Source organism: Pusillimonas minor (assembly GCF_014237865.1).
In the GTDB taxonomy this organism is placed as follows: Bacteria; Pseudomonadota; Gammaproteobacteria; order Burkholderiales; family Burkholderiaceae_B; genus Neopusillimonas; species Neopusillimonas minor.
Genome location: NZ_JACJUU010000006.1, coordinates 74,957 through 94,810, shown reverse-complemented (window position 1 = coordinate 94,810; position 19,854 = coordinate 74,957). Strand labels below are relative to the sequence as shown.

Annotated in this window: 19 protein-coding genes and 1 riboswitch; of the genes, 8 read left to right on the top strand and 11 right to left on the bottom strand. The window is 58.7% G+C overall.

Going from position 1 to position 19,854, the window contains the following annotated elements; all coding sequences use genetic code 11:
- Nucleotides 1-17: 17 nt before the first annotated feature.
- Genes mreD through GTU67_RS09300 form a run of 3 tightly spaced genes read right to left on the bottom strand, consistent with a single transcriptional unit; the run spans nt 18 to nt 2,507 of the window.
- Nucleotides 18-575 carry a rod shape-determining protein MreD gene (gene mreD, locus GTU67_RS09310; protein WP_185779802.1) on the bottom strand — a complete coding sequence of 186 codons (558 nt, stop codon included), beginning with the start codon at nt 573-575 and terminating at the stop codon, nt 18-20.
- The gene (gene mreC, locus GTU67_RS09305; RefSeq protein ID WP_185779801.1) at nt 562-1,440 is read right to left on the bottom strand and encodes a rod shape-determining protein MreC; all 879 of its coding nucleotides are present in this window, start codon (nt 1,438-1,440) and stop codon (nt 562-564) included. The genes mreD and mreC overlap by 14 nt, the downstream gene beginning before the upstream one ends.
- Nucleotides 1,441-1,463: 23 nt before the next feature.
- Nucleotides 1,464-2,507 carry a rod shape-determining protein gene (locus tag GTU67_RS09300; protein ID WP_093969769.1) on the bottom strand — a complete coding sequence of 348 codons (1,044 nt, stop codon included), beginning with the start codon at nt 2,505-2,507 and terminating at the stop codon, nt 1,464-1,466.
- 188 nt (nt 2,508-2,695) lie between these two features.
- On the opposite strand from GTU67_RS09300, the gene gatC reads away from it, so the two are divergent.
- From gatC to gatB, 3 genes are read left to right on the top strand one after another with little or no spacing between them, the layout of a single operon-like run.
- Entirely contained in the window at nt 2,696-3,004 is a 309-nt protein-coding gene (gene gatC / locus GTU67_RS09295; protein WP_185779800.1) for an Asp-tRNA(Asn)/Glu-tRNA(Gln) amidotransferase subunit GatC, read from the top strand.
- Nucleotides 3,005-3,024: 20 nt separating this feature from the next.
- Complete coding sequence (gatA, locus tag GTU67_RS09290; protein WP_185779799.1) at nt 3,025-4,548, top strand: Asp-tRNA(Asn)/Glu-tRNA(Gln) amidotransferase subunit GatA; 1,524 nt, start codon at nt 3,025-3,027, stop codon at nt 4,546-4,548.
- The gene (gatB, locus tag GTU67_RS09285) at nt 4,548-6,002 is read left to right on the top strand and encodes an Asp-tRNA(Asn)/Glu-tRNA(Gln) amidotransferase subunit GatB (RefSeq protein WP_185779798.1); all 1,455 of its coding nucleotides are present in this window, start codon (nt 4,548-4,550) and stop codon (nt 6,000-6,002) included. Before gatA ends, gatB begins: the two co-directional genes overlap by 1 nt.
- On the opposite strand, the gene pyrE is transcribed toward gatB, so the two are convergent.
- Nucleotides 5,999-6,670, bottom strand: coding sequence for an orotate phosphoribosyltransferase (gene pyrE, locus GTU67_RS09280; RefSeq protein ID WP_185779797.1), 672 nt, complete (start codon nt 6,668-6,670; stop codon nt 5,999-6,001). The two genes, gatB and pyrE, sit on opposite strands and share 4 nt — an antisense overlap.
- A gap of 197 nt (nt 6,671-6,867) precedes the next feature.
- Here pyrE and GTU67_RS09275 point away from each other — a divergent pair, with 197 nt between their 5' ends.
- The gene (locus tag GTU67_RS09275) at nt 6,868-7,272 is read left to right on the top strand and encodes a DoxX family protein (RefSeq protein WP_185779796.1); all 405 of its coding nucleotides are present in this window, start codon (nt 6,868-6,870) and stop codon (nt 7,270-7,272) included.
- A 37-nt stretch (nt 7,273-7,309) separates the two neighbouring features.
- On the top strand, nt 7,310-8,107 hold the full coding sequence (locus tag GTU67_RS09270) for a DODA-type extradiol aromatic ring-opening family dioxygenase (protein ID WP_185779795.1): 798 nt from the start codon (nt 7,310-7,312) through the stop codon (nt 8,105-8,107).
- On the opposite strand, the gene GTU67_RS09265 is transcribed toward GTU67_RS09270, so the two are convergent.
- The 6 genes from GTU67_RS09265 to metX form a co-directional block, all read right to left on the bottom strand.
- Nucleotides 8,104-9,705 carry a serine hydrolase gene (locus tag GTU67_RS09265; RefSeq protein WP_185779794.1) on the bottom strand — a complete coding sequence of 534 codons (1,602 nt, stop codon included), beginning with the start codon at nt 9,703-9,705 and terminating at the stop codon, nt 8,104-8,106. The two genes, GTU67_RS09270 and GTU67_RS09265, sit on opposite strands and share 4 nt — an antisense overlap.
- Nucleotides 9,706-9,838: 133 nt before the next feature.
- Complete coding sequence (locus tag GTU67_RS09260) at nt 9,839-10,288, bottom strand: PACE efflux transporter (protein WP_185779793.1); 450 nt, start codon at nt 10,286-10,288, stop codon at nt 9,839-9,841.
- 30 nt (nt 10,289-10,318) lie between these two features.
- Nucleotides 10,319-11,101, bottom strand: coding sequence for an exodeoxyribonuclease III (locus GTU67_RS09255; protein WP_185779792.1), 783 nt, complete (start codon nt 11,099-11,101; stop codon nt 10,319-10,321).
- Between the two features lie 12 nt (nt 11,102-11,113).
- On the bottom strand, nt 11,114-12,379 hold the full coding sequence (locus GTU67_RS09250) for a muropeptide transporter (protein ID WP_430459009.1): 1,266 nt from the start codon (nt 12,377-12,379) through the stop codon (nt 11,114-11,116).
- Nucleotides 12,373-12,996 carry a methionine biosynthesis protein MetW gene (gene metW, locus GTU67_RS09245; RefSeq protein WP_185779791.1) on the bottom strand — a complete coding sequence of 208 codons (624 nt, stop codon included), beginning with the start codon at nt 12,994-12,996 and terminating at the stop codon, nt 12,373-12,375. The genes GTU67_RS09250 and metW overlap by 7 nt, the downstream gene beginning before the upstream one ends.
- Complete coding sequence (gene metX, locus GTU67_RS09240; RefSeq protein ID WP_185779790.1) at nt 12,993-14,225, bottom strand: homoserine O-succinyltransferase MetX; 1,233 nt, start codon at nt 14,223-14,225, stop codon at nt 12,993-12,995. Before metX ends, metW begins: the two co-directional genes overlap by 4 nt.
- Nucleotides 14,217-14,295: riboswitch (SAM riboswitch) on the bottom strand. (Overlaps the previous gene by 9 nt.)
- A gap of 152 nt (nt 14,296-14,447) precedes the next feature.
- On the opposite strand from metX, the gene GTU67_RS09235 reads away from it, so the two are divergent.
- The gene (locus tag GTU67_RS09235; protein ID WP_185779789.1) at nt 14,448-14,702 is read left to right on the top strand and encodes a helix-turn-helix domain-containing protein; all 255 of its coding nucleotides are present in this window, start codon (nt 14,448-14,450) and stop codon (nt 14,700-14,702) included.
- 27 nt (nt 14,703-14,729) lie between these two features.
- Here the strand turns inward: GTU67_RS09235 and GTU67_RS09230 are convergent, their stop codons facing one another.
- Complete coding sequence (locus tag GTU67_RS09230) at nt 14,730-15,266, bottom strand: hypothetical protein (RefSeq protein ID WP_185779788.1); 537 nt, start codon at nt 15,264-15,266, stop codon at nt 14,730-14,732.
- 113 nt (nt 15,267-15,379) lie between these two features.
- Here GTU67_RS09230 and gshA point away from each other — a divergent pair, with 113 nt between their 5' ends.
- Both gshA and GTU67_RS09220 read left to right on the top strand, forming a co-directional pair.
- On the top strand, nt 15,380-16,966 hold the full coding sequence (gene gshA / locus GTU67_RS09225; RefSeq protein WP_185779787.1) for a glutamate--cysteine ligase: 1,587 nt from the start codon (nt 15,380-15,382) through the stop codon (nt 16,964-16,966).
- Nucleotides 16,967-17,043: 77 nt separating this feature from the next.
- A complete protein-coding gene (locus tag GTU67_RS09220; protein ID WP_185779786.1) occupies nt 17,044-19,851 on the top strand; it encodes an aconitate hydratase in 2,808 nt (935 codons plus the stop codon).
- The last annotated feature ends 3 nt before the right edge of the window (nt 19,852-19,854 follow it).

The following is a 19,854-nucleotide window of genomic DNA, read 5'->3' as shown; positions in this document are numbered from 1 at the left end:
TGCGTGCGAAAACGGCCTTAGGCCGCCCCCGACTCGACTTCATCGTGCAACCGATTGGGCAGGTAGTGCAGCAAAATATAGGCGATGGGCCAAAGCGCAACGGTAAACAGGGCCGACCACAACCATGTCCAGCCCACCCATTGCCCCAACAGCCACGCGCTGATCAGGGCGTAAACCGCTTTAGACACCACAAAAACGGGTAGCAAATGCAAAGCCTGCACAACAACATTAAAACGGGCCAACCGGCGGCTTAACACCACAGTACCGTACGCCACCAACCCATACACAAGCGCCTGCCCGCCCAATGGGCCCGCATCGTGGACATCCAGCAGCAGGCCAAATACAAATGCGGTAAACAGACCAACACGCCGAGGCTCGTTGAGACACCAGAACGCAATAACCAGCAAAAGCAGATCGGGCGCGGGCAACCAAAGGCGCCACGACAATAGCGAAACCACCCAGACCAGCAAAATTGAGCCCCACACCAACCACAAACTGGCCGGCCCGCCGAACGAGCGGGTATCGAGCGGCTGCAACGAGCTTAACGAACGAGGCGTTGTATTACTTGGGGGCATCGTCACCCTCGGCGTTGACCGCAGCACGGGCAGCCTCGGTACTTAAAACAAGAAAATGCCGGTAGCGCTCGGGGTGCGACGACGGCGTGACAAGCGCGACAGCAAAACCACTGACGGTATCGTGCTTGACTTCGTCGATGCGGCCGACCGCCAAACCTGCCGGAAACAGCCCGCCAATGCCGCTGGTCACCAGCGTATCGCCAGGTTGAATATCGGCATTGGCCATTAAATAACGTACTTCAACCTTGCCTTCGGGATTGCCGCCAAAGGCGATAAGCCGCAGCCCGTTGCGTACGACCTGAACAGGCACCGACACCTTGTCGTCGGTCAGCAGCGCCGCTTCGGAAGTAAATGGTGTTACCCGGATAACCTGGCCAACCACACCACCCTCGTCGATGACCGGCATGCCCGGCGCAATGCCGCTGGTACTGCCTTTATTAAAAATAAGGTGATGATTAAACGCGTTGGCCGGCTCGTAAAGGACTTCGACAGCAATAGACCGCTGCTGGCCCAGTTCGGTTACGCTGAGCAAACGACGTAGCTGCTGGTTTTCGGTGGCCAACTGTGCCGAATGACTGGCCAATTGCGCAAGTTCGATGCGCTGACGCTGGAGGGCTTCTTTTTCGGTACGCGCCAGCGTTGCCGCGTTCATCCAGTTATCGACCAGCTCGATGACATCGCGCGGCGCCATGGCGACCCGCTGAAAAGGATAAATGGCCACCGATACCACGCGCCGGAAAGGATCGAGCACCGACCAACGCGCATCGACAAACAACAAAACCAGACTGAGCAGAACAACAACCAGCAGACGAAATTCAGGCGTTGGCCCACGCTTGAATAACCGGAGAGTTGCATTTCGCTGCATTGGTCAAGGCCGCACCGTCGGTGTTAATCGTAGATGAACACCGTGCCCAGACGTTCAAGATGCTCGAGCGCTTCGCCACAGCCGCGCACAACGCAGGTGAGTGGGTCTTCGGCGACAATAACGGGCAGCCCAGTTTCTTCTTGCAGCAGACGGTCGAGGTCGCGCAGAAGTGCGCCGCCACCGGTCAGGGCAATACCCTTTTCCGTGATGTCGGAGCCCAGTTCTGGCGGGGTTTGCTCGAGCGCTGTTTTTACCGCAGATACGATCTGGTTAAGCGGATCGGTGAGGGACTCGAGGATTTCGTTGGACGACACCGTAAAGCTGCGCGGCACACCCTCGGAGAGATTACGACCCTTGACTTCGATTTCGCGGATTTCGGCACCCGGGAAAGCGGAACCGATTTCTTTTTTGATGTATTCGGCGGTGGGTTCGCCGATAAGCATGCCGTAGTTGCGACGGATGTAATTGATGATGGCTTCGTCGAATTTATCGCCGCCGACACGTACCGAGCCTTTGTACACCATGCCGCCCAGCGAGATAACGGCCACTTCGGTGGTACCGCCACCGATGTCGACAACCATGGAGCCGCTGGCGTCGGAGACGCCCAACCCGGCACCAATGGCGGCAGCCATGGGCTCTTCGATAAGGTAGACCTGGCTGGCACCCGCACCCAGGGCAGATTCGCGGATGGCGCGGCGCTCGACCTGAGTGGAACCGCAAGGCACACAAACAATGATTCGGGGGCTGGGCGCGAACATGCTGCCCGGGTGCACCATACGAATAAACTGCTTGAGCATTTGCTCGGTCACGGTAAAGTCGGCGATCACGCCGTCTTTCATGGGCCGAATGGCCTCGATGTTGCCCGGCACCCGACCCAGCATCTGCTTGGCTTCGCGCCCTACGGCCTGGATGATTTTTTTACCGTTAGGGCTGCCGTCGTGGCGGATGGCGACGACCGAGGGCTCGTCGAGCACAATACCCTTGCCGCGAACGTAGATAAGCGTGTTGGCCGTACCGAGATCGATGGCCATATCGCTGGAGAAATAACTGCGGAGAAATCCGAACATGTGCGCTTAGTCGTAGATAGTTTATTAAAGCGAATTAATCAGCCATCGCGGTTTTGAAGCTTAGCACGCGCACCACGGGCCCAATTAACAGAATTAGCCGTAAATGATAACTTATAATTCATTTTAGATAGGGCCAGATTCCTGGCCCATTAATTTTTAGTAACCGATCCCTCTACCGGACAATTTCCATGGCCATCACCCAAGACGACGTTACCCGCGTCGCGCGTCTTGCGCGCATTGCACTGTCAGACGCTGACAGCCAAACCATGCAAACCGAGCTCAATGGCATTTTGGGCCTGATCGAACAACTGCAGGCCGTCGATACCTCGGGCATTGACCCCATGGCACATCCGCTTTCGGCGCACCAAGACATCGCCCTTCGGCTGCGCGAAGACGCCGCCGCGCCGGCACAGCCCCCCGAAGGCCGCGATGCGCTTATGTCGAACGCGCCGGCCCAAACAGAAGGCCTGTTCCTGGTGCCCACGGTCATCGAATAAACTCTTACTAAATATTACCCATGTCCACACTTCAAGAATTCGACAGCATCGAAGCCTTGCGCGGCGCTTTAACAGCGCGCAAGGTCAGTGCCTCCGAGCTGGCCAATGCCGCGCTTCAGGCTGCGCAGGCCCAGTCAGGGCTTAACGCTTTTTTGCACGTCGACCCGGAACTTACGCTGGCCCAGGCGCGCGCAGCCGACCAGATGCTGGCCAATGGCCAGGCGCACCCGCTTACCGGTGTCCCCATTGCCCACAAAGATGTCTTCGTCACACAGGGGTGGCGCACAACCGCTGCCAGCAAAATGCTGGCCAATTACACCAGCCCCTTCGACGCCACAGTTGTCAGCAAACTGGCGCTGGCCGGGGCGGTGTCGGTTGGCAAACTAAATTGCGACGAATTCGCCATGGGTTCGGGCAACGAAAATTCGGCGTTCGGCCCTACGCGCAACCCCTGGGATACCCAGCGGGTGCCCGGCGGCTCGTCGGGCGGGTCGGCCGCAGCGGTTGCCGCGGGCATTGTGCCCGCCACCACGGGCACCGACACCGGCGGCTCGGTCCGGCAACCGGCGGCCCTTTGCGGCGTCAGCGGCATCAAGCCCACCTACGGCACGGTATCGCGTTTTGGCATGATTGCCTTCGGGTCCAGCCTCGACCAGGCCGGCCCGGTTGCCCGTCACGCCAAAGACCTCCTCGAGCTGCTCGACACCATGAGCGGCTTCGACGAACGCGACTCGACCAGCCTTGAGTTTTGCGATGGTGTTGCCAACGCACCCGGCCGCATGCGCAACGAATTTGCGCAACACGCTGCCCAGTTCGATGCCAACGGGGCCAAGCCACTGCAAGGCTTGCGCATTGGCGTACCCACCGAATTTTTCGGCGACGGCTTAAGTGCCGACGTAGCCGCTGCCATCGAGGCCGCCCTGCAACACTACGAGGCCCTGGGCGCCACGCGCGTCAATATCTCGTTGCCACGCACCAAACTGTCCATCCCCGCGTATTACGTCATTGCGCCGGCCGAAGCATCCAGCAACCTCTCGCGCTACGACGGTGTCCGGTACGGCCACCGGGCCAACCAATACGGCGACCTGGCCGACATGACCAGCCGCAGCCGTGCCGAAGGCTTCGGGCCCGAAGTAATCCGGCGCATTATGGTGGGTACTTACGTACTGTGCCACGGCTACTACGACGCCTACTACCTGCAGGCCCAACGGGTACGTCGCATGATCACCAACGACTTCCAGCAAGCCTTTGCCGACCAGTGCGACGTCATCATGGGCCCCGTTACACCTTCTGTCGCCAAACGCATCGGCGACAACCGCGACGACCCAACCGCCGACTGGCTGGCCGATGTCTACACCCTGGGCGTGAGCCTGGCGGGCTTGCCGGCAATGTCTATCCCTTGCGGTTTTGGCGGCGCCGAAGGCAAGCTGCCCGTCGGCTTGCAAATTATCGGCAACTACTTCCGCGAAGGCCAGATTCTGGCCATTGCCGACCGCTTCCAGCAGGTCACCGACTGGCACCAACGTAAACCGGAACAGAAATAATGGAATGGGAAATTGTCATCGGGCTTGAAACACACGCCCAGCTATCGACGGCATCCAAGATATTTTCAAGCAGCAGCACCAAGTACGGTGCGCTGCCCAACACCCAGGCCAACGAGATCGACATGGCCTTGCCGGGCAGCCTGCCGGTGCTTAACCGTGGTGCCGTCGAGCGGGCCATTGCTTTCGGTCTTGCAGTAGGCGCACATGTGGCGCCACGATCGGTATTTGCGCGCAAAAACTACTTCTACCCCGACCTGCCCAAAAACTACCAAATCAGCCAATTCGAGATCCCGGTTGTTCAAGGCGGCGAAATCCGGTTTTTTGTAGGCGACACAGAAAAAACCGTGCGTCTGACCCGCGCCCACCTTGAAGAAGACGCCGGCAAATCGCTACACGAAAATTTCACGGGCCCGCACGGCGAGTCATCAACCGGTATCGACCTGAATCGCGCCGGCACCCCGTTGCTCGAGATCGTCTCCGAACCCGAAATGCGCTCGGCGGCTGAGGCCGTTGCCTATGCCCGCACCCTGCATGGCCTGGTGGTCTGGCTGGGTATCTGCGATGGCAATATGCAAGAGGGCTCGTTTCGTTGCGACGCCAACGTTTCGGTACGCCCAAAAGGCCAGGCCGAATTCGGCACCCGCTGCGAGATCAAAAACCTGAACTCATTCCGTTTCCTCGAGCGCGCCATCTTGCACGAAGCCCAACGCCAAATCGACCTGATCGAAGATGGCGGCAAGGTACGTCAGGAAACCCGTCTGTACGATGCCGACAAAGACGAAACCCGCAGCATGCGAAGCAAGGAAGACTCTGACGACTATCGTTACTTCCCCGATCCCGACTTGCCACCGCTGGTTATTGCGCCCGAATGGATTGAGCGCGTCAAGGCCGGTATGCCCGAGCTGCCGAGCGCCAAGCGCAAGCGGTTCGAGTCTGACTTAGGCCTGACAGGCTACGACGCGGCTCAGCTAACGCTCGACCGCGCGTTTGCCGACTACTTCGAGGCGACGGCAAAACAGTTGCCCGAAGGCCAGGCCAAGCTGGCCGCCAACTGGGTACTGGGCGAGGTCTCGGCCGCACTCAACCGCGACGAGATCAGCATTGACGCTATCCCGGTTTCAGCCGATGCCCTGGCCGGCCTGATCAAACGCATCATCGATGGCACGGTGTCTAACAAAATTGCTCGTGATGTGTTTACCGCAATGTGGGCCGGCGAGCACAACGGCAATGCCGATGCCATCATCGAAGCTAAAGGCCTTAAGCAAATCAGCGATACCGGCGCCATCGGCAAAATGGTCGACGAGGTTCTGGCCGCTCACCCCGCCATCGTCGAAGAGTACCGGGCGGGCAAGCAAAAAGCCTTCAATTCGCTGGTTGGCCAGGTCATGAAGGCGGCTAAGGGCAAGGCCAACCCGCAGCAGGTTAATGACCTGCTGAAAGAAAAGCTGGGTTAAACGCCGTATTTCTTGCGGTAGGCCGCGACGGCGTCGCGGTGGACCGCAAGATCGTTACTGTGCTCGATAAGCGCCATGATATCGGCGAGCGACGCAATGCTGACCACCGGCATGCCATAGCGGTTCGCGACCTCTTGCACGGCCGAATGCGGCGACAAAGCGTCGTCGGGGCCGGCACGCTCCATGCGGTCAAGTGCAATAAGCACCGCAGCCGGTTCGGCGCCTGCCGCCTTAATAATTTGCACCGACTCGCCCACCGACGTACCCGCCGTGATCACGTCGTCGATGATGACAACCTTGCCTTTTAGCGGCGCTCCCACCAGCACGCCACCTTCACCATGGTCTTTGGCTTCTTTGCGGTTAAACGCAAACGGGATATCACGCCCTTGCATGGCCGGGTGCTGCGCCAGGGCCACCGACGTTGCGGTGGCCAGCGGGATCCCCTTATAAGCCGGCCCGAACAACATATCGAATTCAATACCCGAGTCGACCAAGGCCTGTGCGTAAAACTGCGCCAGACGCCCTACCGACAACCCGGAGTTGAACAAGCCGGCATTAAAAAAATAAGGGCTGAGGCGGCCGGACTTGACCTTGAACTCGCCAAAGCGCAAAACGCCTTGCTCGAGCGAGAACCGCACAAAGTCGGTACGTGTGGTGTTTACTGACATGATGGACCTGGAAAATGGACTGGAAAAGCAACATTATCGTGCATAAGTGGCCAACCATGCCCCACGAACCCATTGGCTTCTTATAAACTGGGCAGGTGGTATCGACCTGCACAGGCCGGCATCACGGGTAGCACAATACTTGTCTTTGCTTCACGGTTTGCTGTTCGCAGTTGCTTTTTCTCTTCTAAAGGAAAACCATGGATAACACCTGCACACTCTGGGCGCCCCGCGTTCTGGGCATCTTACGTATCGTCAGCGGCTACCTGCTGTTCTGGCACGGCTCGGCCAAGCTGTTGGGCATACCCCATATCGCCATGTTCGATAACCTGCAGCTTTTTTCAATTTACGGCCTGGCCGGCATTATTGAAATTGTATTTGGCATTTTGCTGTTTATCGGCCTGTTTACGCGATTTTCCGCATTCATTGCCTCGGGCTTTGCCGCAGCGGCTTACTTCATCGGCCACGTCGCACCTAAGGGCGACTTGCTATTGCCTATACTTAACGGCGGCGAAGCAGCCACGCTGTTCTGCTTTATTTTCTTTTATATTATTTTTGCGGGGCCAGGCGCCTGGAGTGTCGACGGCTTAAGAAAAGCAAACTGACACGGCGGGCCCACCCGCACACTGCACGAGAATCACCATGACAATGCCCGTTTACTATATTTCGCACGGCGGCGGCCCCTGGCCCTGGATGCCTGAAGCTGCAGAACGCTACGCTATTCTGACAGCTGCGCTGCAAGACATCCCGAACCAGTTGCCGCGCAAGCCCAAAGCCATTGTCATGGTCTCAGCACACTGGGAAGCCGACGGCGGCTTCTTAATTATGGGCAATCCGAAGCCGCCCATGTATTACGACTATTACAACTTCCCGCCGCATACCTACGAAGTGCAGTACCCCGCATCAGGTTCGCCAGAACTGGCCCGACAAGTCGTCGGCTTACTCGAAAAGGCCGATTTAACCTGCGCTGTCGATACCGAACGCGGTTTTGACCACGGTACTTTTGTACCGCTGGCCATCATGTACCCCGACGCCGACATTCCGGTGGTGCAGGTTTCACTAGAAACGCATTTCGACCCAGAGCTGCACCTGGCGTTGGGGCGTGCCCTTGCCCCGCTGCGTAACGAAGACATTTTGATCATTGGTAGTGGTCTGAGCTATCACAATCTGCGTGAAATCCGCACGATTGGGTCTGAACCCTCGGCTCAATTCGATGCCTGGCTGCAGCAGGTCGTGGTCGAAGGCCCGGTGGCAGAGCGCAGCAATGCCCTTAAGCAATGGGAAACGGCGCCCGCTGCGCGGCGGGCACACCCGCGCGAAGACCACCTGCTGCCCCTGATGGTCGCAGTAGGCGCAGCCGAAAACGAAGCCGCGACCTGTGTGCACCACGAGGTCACCGCCTTCGCAAACATTACGGCGTCCAGCTTTCGGTTTGGCTAATCGGGGGCGCCGGCCCGGCGCCACTGCCCCAGACCGTTTCCGTTCAGGTACTCAACCACAAACCCGTGCGCGACGCCGCCGGGTTCCCGGGCGAACTTGACCGACGACAACGAACCCTTGGCCTCATTCTCGGACACCGGAGCGATAGCGAACGTGTCGCCATCCCAAGGCTTGAGCGGCACTTTCAGCCCCCCTGGCCCCAACGCAAGATAAAGCGATTGCTCCTGCGCTGTAATGGTGGCCGGCCCGTAATAATCGTTATGGTAGGTGCCCGCATACACAGCCAGGTCGCCCGCCGACCGGGCCGTTGCCGGGGGCTGCTGCCCCACCAGATCGCCAACAGGCGCAAGCAACCCCCGGAACAATGGCTGATAAGCGCTGAACCAGTCACGCAGCGGCTTGCCGTACTGAACACGGTCGGTAAACTCGGCGGCAATACTTTCGGCGACGCCCACCGGGCTGCCGTTGGTCAGCACCACTATGCCAACATTGGCAGAGGGCAGCAGACGGTAATGCGTACCCGTGCCCAGCAAGAACGCCCCGGAATGACTGACAAGAACACGGCCGTTAGGTTCGATACCGACATTAAAACCATAGCCGTAAAAACCCGGGCGGGCGTCGGGTGCAGCCATCGGCCCGCTGAACGCCTGGGGTTGCGTCGCTTGTAAAAGCGCTTCGGCAGTGGCCAATTGCTGCCCGTTGTACCGACCCGACGCCAGCATGAATTTCATCCAGTTGGCCATATCGAGCACATTGGACGATACGCCGCCAGCCGGCGACTGGGCATCGGCATTGCGGTCGTAAAGCGCCTGAAACCGGCCGTCTTCAAACGCATGTTGCACAGCCCGGTTTGAACGCCCGATAAAGTCGCGATGACGTGCGCTGGATGAGGTCATGCCCAGCGGCTGAAACAAGGCGGTCTGAATCAACGACTCCCATGGCATGCCTGCAGCAGCGGCGACCGCCTCGGCAGCCGTCGTCGTGCCAAAGTTGGCGTAGTGGTATGACGTACGAAAGTCGTCGAGCGGCAGCAGGTGCAAGCGCGAAAGAATTTCATTGCGCGAGTACCCGAGGTCTTCGAGGTCGTCTCCGGCGGCACCGGGCAAGCCCGAGCGATGGGCCATGAAGTCGCCAATAGTTGCTGCTTGACTGACGTAATTGTTGGCCAGCCTGAAACCTGGCAAATACTTGACGACCGGGTCGTGCCACTGCACTTTGCCCGCACTGATTTGCGTGGCAATAAGCGAACCGGTCAACGACTTGGACAAGGACGCAATGAGAAAAACGGTTTCGGGGATGACAGGCGCCGGCTTACCCAGCTGACGCACACCAAAACCCTGCGCAAATACGGTATTGCCGTTGTGCACCACCGCCACGGCCACGCCCGGCACCTGGCTACGTTCAATAATATCTTGAACAATGGCGGGCAGTTCGGCCAAGGCTTGCTTCAGGCCGTCGGGCGCCAGAGCAACCTGATCAAGGCCGGGAAAGGGCCCTACATTGACAAGGGGCGACGCACTATGTGCGCCAAAAGGCATGGCTAAAGCAACAGCAAGGCCGGCAATTGCCAGACGGTTTCGGCGCTGAGGCATGGACATATGGGGGCTCCTGGAACAGGTTTCTGCCAACCGGCAAGGTAGGCGCCTATTAAAACGCCTTTAACCTTGGCCCAACAAGCCCGGAAACAAATGCGGCTGGCCACACCGCAACAGCGGCGCCGCGCGGGCGAGGTTACCGCGCCGACTGCCCCTGGGTAACGGGCTGGGGCATGGCCGACGCCGGCAGGCCAAAAACACGGTCAAACACCCAACTAAATACAAAGGTATACACCAGAAAGAAAACGATCAGGCCGGCGTCCAGCACCAGTGCCTCCCACCACGATACCTGCAGCCACCAGGCAAAAAACGGCACCAGAAACACCACCAGCCCGCCCTCGAAACCAATGGCGTGGGCAATACGGCGCGCAATGCTGCGCCCTTTTCGAATTTGACGCGACTCCCAGAACTCGAACCCGGTGTTCCAGACCAGATTCCAGAGCACCGCAATGACTGACGCCACAACAGACGCGACGCCCGCGTCCGTCATGCTGTAGCCCAGCAAATAAAACACGGTCGTGGTCAGTGCAATAGCGATGGCCTCGTAGAACGACACATACACCACTTTACGTTTGATCCCTTGCATGACACTTCCTTTAGCCAAACAACCCGAAGATTACACTTGGGTATCGTAGTCGATGATCAGCGGGGCATGGTCGCTGAACCATTGCGCTTTGTAGATGGACGCCTGCGTTGCGGTCGCAGCGATATCGGGCGTTGCAATTTGATAGTCGATACGCCAGCCAACATTGTTGGCGCGTGCCTGACCCCGGTTGCTCCACCAGGTGTAGGCGTCGCCCGTGGCCTCGGGGTACAAGCGGCGGTAGACATCGACCCACGACAGCTCGTCAAACACGCGGGTCAGCCAGGCCCGCTCTTCGGGCAGAAAACCGCTGTTCTTCAGGTTGCCTTTCCAGTTTTTCAGGTCGATTTCTTTATGGGCGATGTTCCAGTCGCCACACAAGATAACCCTGCGGCCGGCTTGCGCCAACTGCTGCAAATGGCCGTAAAAGACATCCATAAAACTGTACTTTGCCGCCTGACGGTGGTCTCCGCTTGAGCCCGAAGGCAAGTAAACAGAGATAACCGAAAACCCGTCGTAAACCAGCTCGATATAGCGGCCTTCAGCGTCGATTTCAGGTACGCCCAGGCCTTCAATAACCTGATCGGGCACCTTACGGGCGTAAATACCCACACCGCTGTAGCCTTTTTTTTCGGCGTAATGAAAATAGCCCATGTAGCCCGACGGGCTGCGCATTTCGTCGGTCAGATTATCGGCCTGGGCTTTTAATTCTTGCAGGCAGATAAAGTCGGCGTTTTGCTCGGGCAACCAGGTAAAAAAACCTTTGTTTGCCGCCGAGCGTATACCGTTAAGGTTGGCAGAAATAACACGGAGCATAAGCGGAATCTTTTAATGTCGGTCGGTGCTGTCGAGCAGCCGGATGTCGTCGCGCTTGAACCAAAGCAGCGCCAAACCCGGCAAGGCAATCAATACCGTAAATACAAAAAACTGTGGCCAGCCAAAGGTTTCCACCAAAGGCGGCGTAAACGGCCCGGCCAGATAAGTGCGGCCAACGGCCGACAAGGCAGACAACAATGCAAACTGGGTCGCCGAAAACTGCTGGTTGCACAGCGCCATAAGCAGGGCCACGAATGCGGCCGTACCCAGCCCGCCGCACACGTTTTCGATAGCGACCACCATGCCCATGGTGTAAAGATGTGGCGGCGTTACCGCCAACACCCAATACCCGAAATTGGACACGGCCTGCAAAATGCCAAACAGCAATAACGAGCGATAAAGCCCCATACGGGCCATAATGCTGCCACCGGCCAGCGCACCGACAATAGTAGCCACTAGCCCAAAGATCTTGTTTACCGCCCCCACTTCTTCGGTACTGAAACCGGCGCCACGAATAAGAAAAGTGGTCGACAAGGCCCCAGCAAAGGCGTCGCCCAGCTTGTACAGCACAATCAGCAACAAAATCAGTACTGCGCCGCGCCGACTAAAAAACTCGGACAAGGGCGCAACAACGGCCACACCCAACGTACGAGGCGCCGCCGCAATGACTTCGGGTTCGGGCGCCAACACCGTGGCCAAGGCGCACAACATCATGAACACGCCCATTAGTGCATAGGTGTACTGCCAGCCCAGCCAAGACCCGGCCAACACCAGGGCCAACCCACCGGAGACAATCATGGCCAACCGGTACCCCAGCACTTTCAGGGCAGCGCCGGCGGCACGTTCGTTGTCGCGCAAGACGTCGGTACTATAGGCGTCGAAAGCGATGTCTTGCGTGGCCGACAGAAACGCCACAATAACGGCGACCGCCGCCAACAAACCCAGATGCGACGAGGGCGACAACATGCCCATAGCCATAATGAATATACCCAGCAGTACCTGACTGAAGAACATCCAGCTGCGACGACGCCCCAAAAAATTGGGCGCATAGCGGTCAACCAGCGGCGCCCATAAAAATTTCAGGGTGTAGGCCGTACCAACTAGTGTGAGAAAGCCGATATTTTGCAACGAAACACCAGATACGGTGGCCCAGGCCTGCAACGTGCCGGTGACCAGGGCCAGCGGCAAGCCGCTGGCAAAACCCAGCACCAGCAGGGGGTAAACGCGCGGGCTGGCATAAACGCTGCTAAACGGAGAAATGACGGCCTCCCTCAGGATGCGGCGTTGGGGGATTCGAACCGGTACACGGCCAGGGTGCTGCGCCAGCCACGCAAGAAGTTGACTTCTTTATCGCGGTTGAAAGCCGCAACATGCGTCACTTTAAGCCCCAATTGCCGCGCCAGGTCTTCAAAGTCTTTCATGGTGCACAAATGAATATTGGGCGTGTTGTACCACTCGTAAGGCATCTGACCGGTGACCGGCATGCGTCCTTTTAAAATCGACAAACCATGCGGCCAGTAGCCAAAATTGGGGAACGAGACAATACCGAACCGCGCGACCCGGGCCATTTCACGCAAAATGTGTTCGGTGTGGTGCATAGACTGCAGGGTTTGCGACAATACAACCGAATCGAACTGCTGGTCGCCAAACAAAGCCAAACCATCTTCGAGGTTTTGCTGGATGACCCTGACCCCGCGTCGGACCGACGCGATGACGCGCTCGTCATCGAACTCGACCCCCGCACCATCGACCTTTTTATGGTCGCGCAAATAGGCAAGCAACGTGCCATCGCCACAGCCCAGATCAAGCACACGGCTGCCCGGTTCGATCCAGCCGGCAATGCGGGCCAGGTCGGGACGAATGGCGGCCGTGTCGTGTGTTGTAGTGGTCGTCATGCCGCCAGTACTCCCGTCGTTTTAGCGCGCTCGGGCAAACCTAGTTCGCGGGCGATCTGGTCGTAGTAGCCCTGAACGACGGCGTGATAGCGACGATCATCAAGCAAGAACGCGTCGTGGCCGTGCGGCGCATCGATTTCGGCATAGGTGACCGGCAGCTTGTTTTCGAGCAAAGCCTCGACTATTTCGCGGGAGCGCTCGGGCGGAAACCGCCAGTCGGTCGTGAACGACACCAGCAGAAAGCCGGCGTTGACATGACTGAGCGCCCGGGCCAGATTGCCATCGTGATGGCGCGCCGGGTCGAAGTAGTCGAGCGCCCGTGTAATCAGCAGATAGGTGTTCGCGTCGAAATAGGTAGAAAACTTCTCGCCCTGGTAACGCAGGTATGACTCGACCTCGAATTCGACATCGTAACCGTAGTGGAAATCGCCGCCCTCGGCCGGGGCACGCTGGGTGCGACCAAACTTGGTGGCCATATCGTCGTCTGACAAATAGGTAATGTGACCCACCATACGCGCCAGCGACAAACCACGACGCGGCACCTTGTTATGGGCGTAGTAATCGCCCCCATGAAAGTCGGGGTCGGTAATAATGGCGCGACGCGCCACTTCGTTGAAGCCGATATTTTGCGCCGACAGGCGCGGGGTACTGGCAATGACAATGCAATGGCCGACGCGGTCGGGGCAGATTATGGACCACCCCAGGGCCTGCATGCCCCCCAACGACCCGCCCATGACAGCAGCAAATTTTTTAATGCCCAGGTAATCGGCCAGGCGAGCTTGCGCATGCACCCAGTCTTGCACGGTCAGCATGGGGAACGCAGCCCCCCATGGCTTGCCCGTGTCGGGGTTAATACTGGCCGGGCCCGTAGACCCAAAACACGAACCGATATTGTTGACGCCAATGACAAAAAAACGGTCGGTATCCAGTGCCTTGCCAGGCCCTACCATGTTGTCCCACCAGCCGACGTCTTTAGGGTTGTCGGCTGACATGCCTGCCACATGGTGCGAGGCGTTTAACGCATGACAAACCAGTACGGCATTGCTGCGATCGGCATTGAGCGTACCGTAGGTTTCAACGGCAAGCTCGTAACGCGGCAACACCTTCCCGCTGACCAGATGCAGGGGTTCGTCGAAGCTGATGAATTCGGGGGAAACAATGCCGACAGAACCTGAAGGGATAGTGGTGTCGGCGGGCAAATTGGCGGCAGTGTGCGGTGATTGGGTCATAGGCGGACCTCTTTAGCTGGATTTATGAGGCGCCCGCAAGCAGATCAAGCAAATCGGCGCCGTACATTGAATGAGTCGAAATTCTAACACCTTGCCCGCGACGTTTTTAGCCATAATGATTTGGCGATCGCTTGAAATATTGATACATTAACAACAAATTCTTTCAATATGCCACAAAAAAAGGCCACCGCATCACCGCGGCTAACAAAAAGGATAACAAAAATGCCTCATGCAGCCCACCCTGCAACGCCCTTTCAGGGCACCCACCTTACCCCCCGAGAAGTCGAGTGCCTGCAATGGGCGGCCATTGGCAAAACCAGCGCCGAAATCGGCGCCATATTAGGGCTGGCCGAGCGCACAGCCAACTTCCATATTAAAAACGCCTGCACCAAGCTCGACGTTTGCAACCGGCAGGCCGCCATTACGTTTGCTTTGCGCGCCGGGTATCTGGGGGCACTTGACCTGGTTGCCGCCTGACGCCGCCCGGCGCGCTTAGCGACCTTGTCAGCGACCTGGCGCCTTGACCGCGCTCAAGAACTGCATGGCCGGCTCGGTGGGAAAGCGATCGGCAGGGGCCGTGACCAATGCTTCGGTGATCGACGATGCGTGTACCCATACCACCCCTTGCAGCCGCAACGGCCCGCCAGGGCCTTGCCCCGCAATGTCAAATTGCTGACCCGGGCGAGGCAACGGATTGGGCGGTTGTACGCCAAAATTCCCGTAAAACGACAGCAACGTCTGCTGATACAGGCGTTCGCGCAGGTCGGCGTCTTGCCCGATGGCCGGTGGCAGGGGCGCATGCCCAACCGCAAACACGGCGTCGTTCAGCACCGTGCCGGTCAGTGAAAATTCAAGCGCATGCCCCTCGAAGGGCAGGGTCTTTTTTTGCACCCGGGGCTTGTCGGGGAAAGCGGCCATGACCAGGCCATCGGCCAGCGTAACCTCGCGCCAGTTGTAGTCGGGGGAGCACCCCGCCAGAAGCCCTGCAAACGCCACAACAACCAAGGCGCGCAGCGCCATCAAGCCCGAACCAAACACCACAAAACCCCTTTGGAATTTGCTGGAAATAAAGCAAAAAAACATTCACAGGCGTACATTGTAGGGGCTCGGGTAAAATCCGCTGCCATACGCCCATATACAAGAAGACACACCGAATGAACCAACGCCCAGAACGACACATGTTGCTGCACCCCAAGGCCGCCGTCTTGCAAGGCATTATGCGGGGTATCGAAAAAGAAGGGCTGCGCGTCGACCTGAACGGCGCCCTGGCCCGCACACCGCATCCGCAGCAACTGGGCAGCGCACTGACCAACCCTAAAATCACCACCGACTACTCCGAAGCCCTGCTTGAGCTGATCACGGGGGTGCACGGGTCGGTCGAATCGCTGCTGGGCGAGCTTGAAGACATTCACCGGTTCGTGGCGGGCAAACTGCAAGGCGAACTGATATGGAACCAGTCCATGCCCGCCCTGCTGCCCGGAGAAGCCGATATCCCGATCGGCTGGTACGGTACGTCAAACACAGGCATGCTCAAGCATGTGTATCGCCGTGGGCTGGCCGAACGCTATGGCAAAGCCATGCAGTGTATTGCGGGCGTTCATTACAACTTCTCATTACCAGACGAGGTCTGGGCCCTGTTAGGCACCGAAGGCAACAGCATCGAAGAGCAACGTTCCAAAGGCTATCTGGCGCTCATTCGCAATTTCACGCGGTATTCTTGGTTGCTCATGTACCTGTTCGGTGCGTCGCCCGCCATTTCAACCAGTTTTGTCAAAGGTCAGCCGCATCAGCTCGAACGCTTCGACGACGACACACTGTACCTGCCCTACGCCACCAGCCTGCGCATGAGCGATCTGGGCTACAACAACAAGGCACAGTCCGAACTTCAGCTGTGCTACAACGACATCGAAACCTTTCTGAAGCGTTTGCACGATGCCGTCACCACGCCCTGGCCTGCCTACGAAGCCATCGGCACCCATCGCAACGGCGAATGGATCCAGCTGAATACCAATTTGCTGCAAATCGAAAACGAGTACTACTCCAGCATCCGGCCCAAGCGTTCAGTAGAACGGGGCGAGCGCCCTTCAACGGCCCTGGCTGCACGCGGCGTGCAGTACATCGAAGTCCGCTGCCTCGACATCGACCCGTTCTGCCCGGTGGGCATTCCAGACACTACCAGCGCGTTCATGGACGCCTTCCTGCTGTTTTGCGCAGTCGAAGACAGCCCGTTTTTCCCGAACAACGGGTTTTGCCGCGACAGTAACGACAACTTCGGTATTGTTTCCAAACGCGGCCGCGAACCCGGGCTGAAGCTGGTTCGCCAAAACCAGCCCATTGGTTTGCAAGACTGGGGGCGCGAGCTGATCGAACGTATTGCGCCCTATGCCGAGCTGCTCGACACGGTAAACAACACCACCTTGCATACCCGGGCGCTGGGCGTGCAGGCGCAAAAGGTCAATCACGTCGAAGAAACGCCTTCGGCACGCCTGCTGGCAGAACTGCGCGCCAGCGGCCGCACATTCCACGACTACACGCTTTCGCAAAGCCTGGCCCATCATCAAACACTAACCGCCACGCCACTGCCGCCAGAAACTGTTGCCAGCCTCGAGCGCACGGCCACCGAATCGCTGGCCGAACAGCTTGCCATCGAAAACAGCGACACCGAGTCCTTCGACACCTACGCCGCCAAATACCACGCCGCACTTCACGCGCCCGTGCCGTCATGGGCGACCGCCCAATAGCAAGGTCGCGCCCCGGGGGTTAAGATAAGAGGGTAGCCGCCCTGCGGCACGCCCTTTTACCAACCGGGAGATGCGTCATGAGCAACACCAACAGTTTTGGCGCCCGACAACACCTTGATGTCGGCGGCGAATCCTACGAAATCTACCGACTCGATGCCGTCAAAGGCAGCGGGCTCGATGTGGCAAGCCTGCCCTATAGCCTGAAAATCCTGCTCGAGAACCTGCTGCGCACCGAAAACGGGTCAGACGTGACCGCGGAAGACATCCGCGCGCTCGCTGGCTGGGACCCTTCAGCAGAACCCGACAAAGAAATTGCCTTTACACCCGCACGGGTCGTCTTGCAAGACTTTACCGGCGTACCCGCCGTTGTCGATCTGGCCACCATGCGCGAAGCGGTAAAAGAACTGGGCGGTGACCCGGCAAAAATCAACCCGCTGGCCCCTGTCGAACTTGTCATCGACCACTCGGTCATTGTCGATGTGTTCGGCCAGAAAACCGCCTTCGAACAAAACGTCGATATCGAGTACCAGCGCAACCTCGAACGCTACCAGTTCTTGCGCTGGGGGCAAGAAGCCTTCGAAAACTTCAAAGTCGTCCCCCCGGGCACCGGCATTGTGCACCAGGTGAATCTGGAGCATTTGTCACGGGTCGTTTTCACCAAAGACAATGGCGGCAACAAACAGGCTTACCCCGACACCTGCGTCGGCACCGATTCGCATACGCCCATGGTCAACGGCCTGGGCATTGTGGCCTGGGGTGTGGGCGGCATCGAGGCCGAAGCTGCCATGCTGGGCCAACCCATTTCCATGCTCATCCCACGTGTCGTCGGGTTCAAACTTACCGGCTCGTTGCCCGAAGGCACTACAGCCACCGACCTGGTGCTGACCATCACCGAAATGCTGCGCAAGCACGGCGTTGTTGGCAAGTTTGTTGAGTTTTACGGGCCAGGGGTGTCGGCCGTACCGCTGGCCAACCGCGCCACTATCGGCAACATGAGCCCCGAATACGGTTCAACGGTTGCTATCTTTCCTATTGACGACGAAACCCTGCGCTATATGGCCCTTACAGGCCGCTCACAGGCGCAAATCGACCTGGTCGAGGCCTACGCCAAGGCGCAAGGCTTGTGGCACAACCCGACGGCAGAGCCCCGCTATTCCGAGCGGCTCGAGCTCGACCTGTCGACGGTCGTACCCTCTATTGCCGGCCCGAAACGCCCGCAAGACCGCATCGCCCTGACCGATGCCAAAACCGCGTTTCAGGGCGCGCTCTCGTCGTACATCAACGCGCCAGATCAAAAGCCCAAAGGTTACGACAAAGCCGTGGCCGAGTCTTTCCCGGCCTCCGACCCACCATCGCACGACGAGAAAGCCGCCACAGCACCCGAACCCACCGATCACACCAACGCAGCCACCGGCACACGCCGACATGCCGCTGTCCCCATCAAGCTGGCAGACGGCAGCACGGGCCGGCTAGACCACGGCTCGGTGGTTATTGCGGCTATTACGTCGTGTACCAACACCTCCAACCCGGCCGTCATGCTGGCCGCCGCCTTGCTGGCCAAAAAAGCCGTCGAAAAGGGGTTGGCACGCAAGCCCTGGGTCAAAACCAGCCTGGCACCGGGGTCGCGTGTGGTCACCGACTACTACGAGCGTGCCGGGCTGACACCCTACATGGATAAACTAGGCTTTAACCTGGTGGGTTACGGATGCACGACCTGCATCGGCAACTCCGGGCCGCTCATCCCGGAAGTCAGCAACGCCATTAACGAACACGATCTGTCGGTCGCGTCGGTTTTGTCAGGCAACCGCAACTTCGAAGGGCGCATCCACCCCGAAGTCAAAATGAACTATCTGATGTCGCCGCCGCTGGTCGTCGCCTACGCGCTGGCCGGCACCATGGATATCGACATGTACGCCGAGCCACTGGGCAAAGGTGCCGACGGGCAAGACGTATACCTGAAAGACATCTGGCCGACGACGGCCGAGGTCCAGGCGGTGATAGACAGCACAATTGCCGCAGACATGTTTGCCGGCGGTTACGCCAATGTGTTCGCGGGCGATGCACGCTGGCAAGAACTGCCCACACCCAAAGGGCAGCTGTTCCAGTGGGATGACCACTCTACCTATGTGCGCAAACCGCCCTATTTTGCCAACATGCCGCGCCAACCCCAGCCCGTCAGCGATATCCACAACGCGCGGGTACTGGCCAAGCTGGGCGACTCGGTCACCACCGACCACATCAGCCCCGCCGGATCCATCGCCAAAAGTTCGCCCGCGGCTGCCTACCTTACCAGTCACAACATCGCCCCTGCAGACTTCAACTCTTATGGGTCGCGACGTGGCAACCACGAAGTCATGATTCGGGGCACGTTTGCCAATGTACGGCTACGTAACCAGCTGGCCCCGGGCACCGAAGGCGGCTATACGCGCGACTTTACACAACCCGATGCGCCGGTAACCAGCATTTACGAGGCCTCCACCCACTACATCAACGCAGGGACGCCGCTGGTGATTCTGGCCGGCAAAGAGTACGGTTCCGGGTCGTCGCGCGACTGGGCGGCCAAAGGAACGGTGTTGCTGGGTGTGCGCGCCGTCATTGCCGAGTCATACGAACGGATTCACCGCTCGAACCTGCTTGGCATGGGTGTGCTGCCCCTGCAGTTCCCTGACGGCCAGTCGGTGCAATCGCTGGGTCTGACCGGCGACGAAGTGTTTTCGATTACCGGCATCGAGGCCCTGAACCAGGGCAAAGTGCCGGCAACGGTCAAGGTCAACGCTGGTAGCGTCAGCTTTGATGCCATCGTTCGTATCGACACCCCCAGCGAGGCCGACTACTACCGCCACGGCGGCATCATGCAGTACGTGCTGCGCAACCTTCTGAAGTAAAGC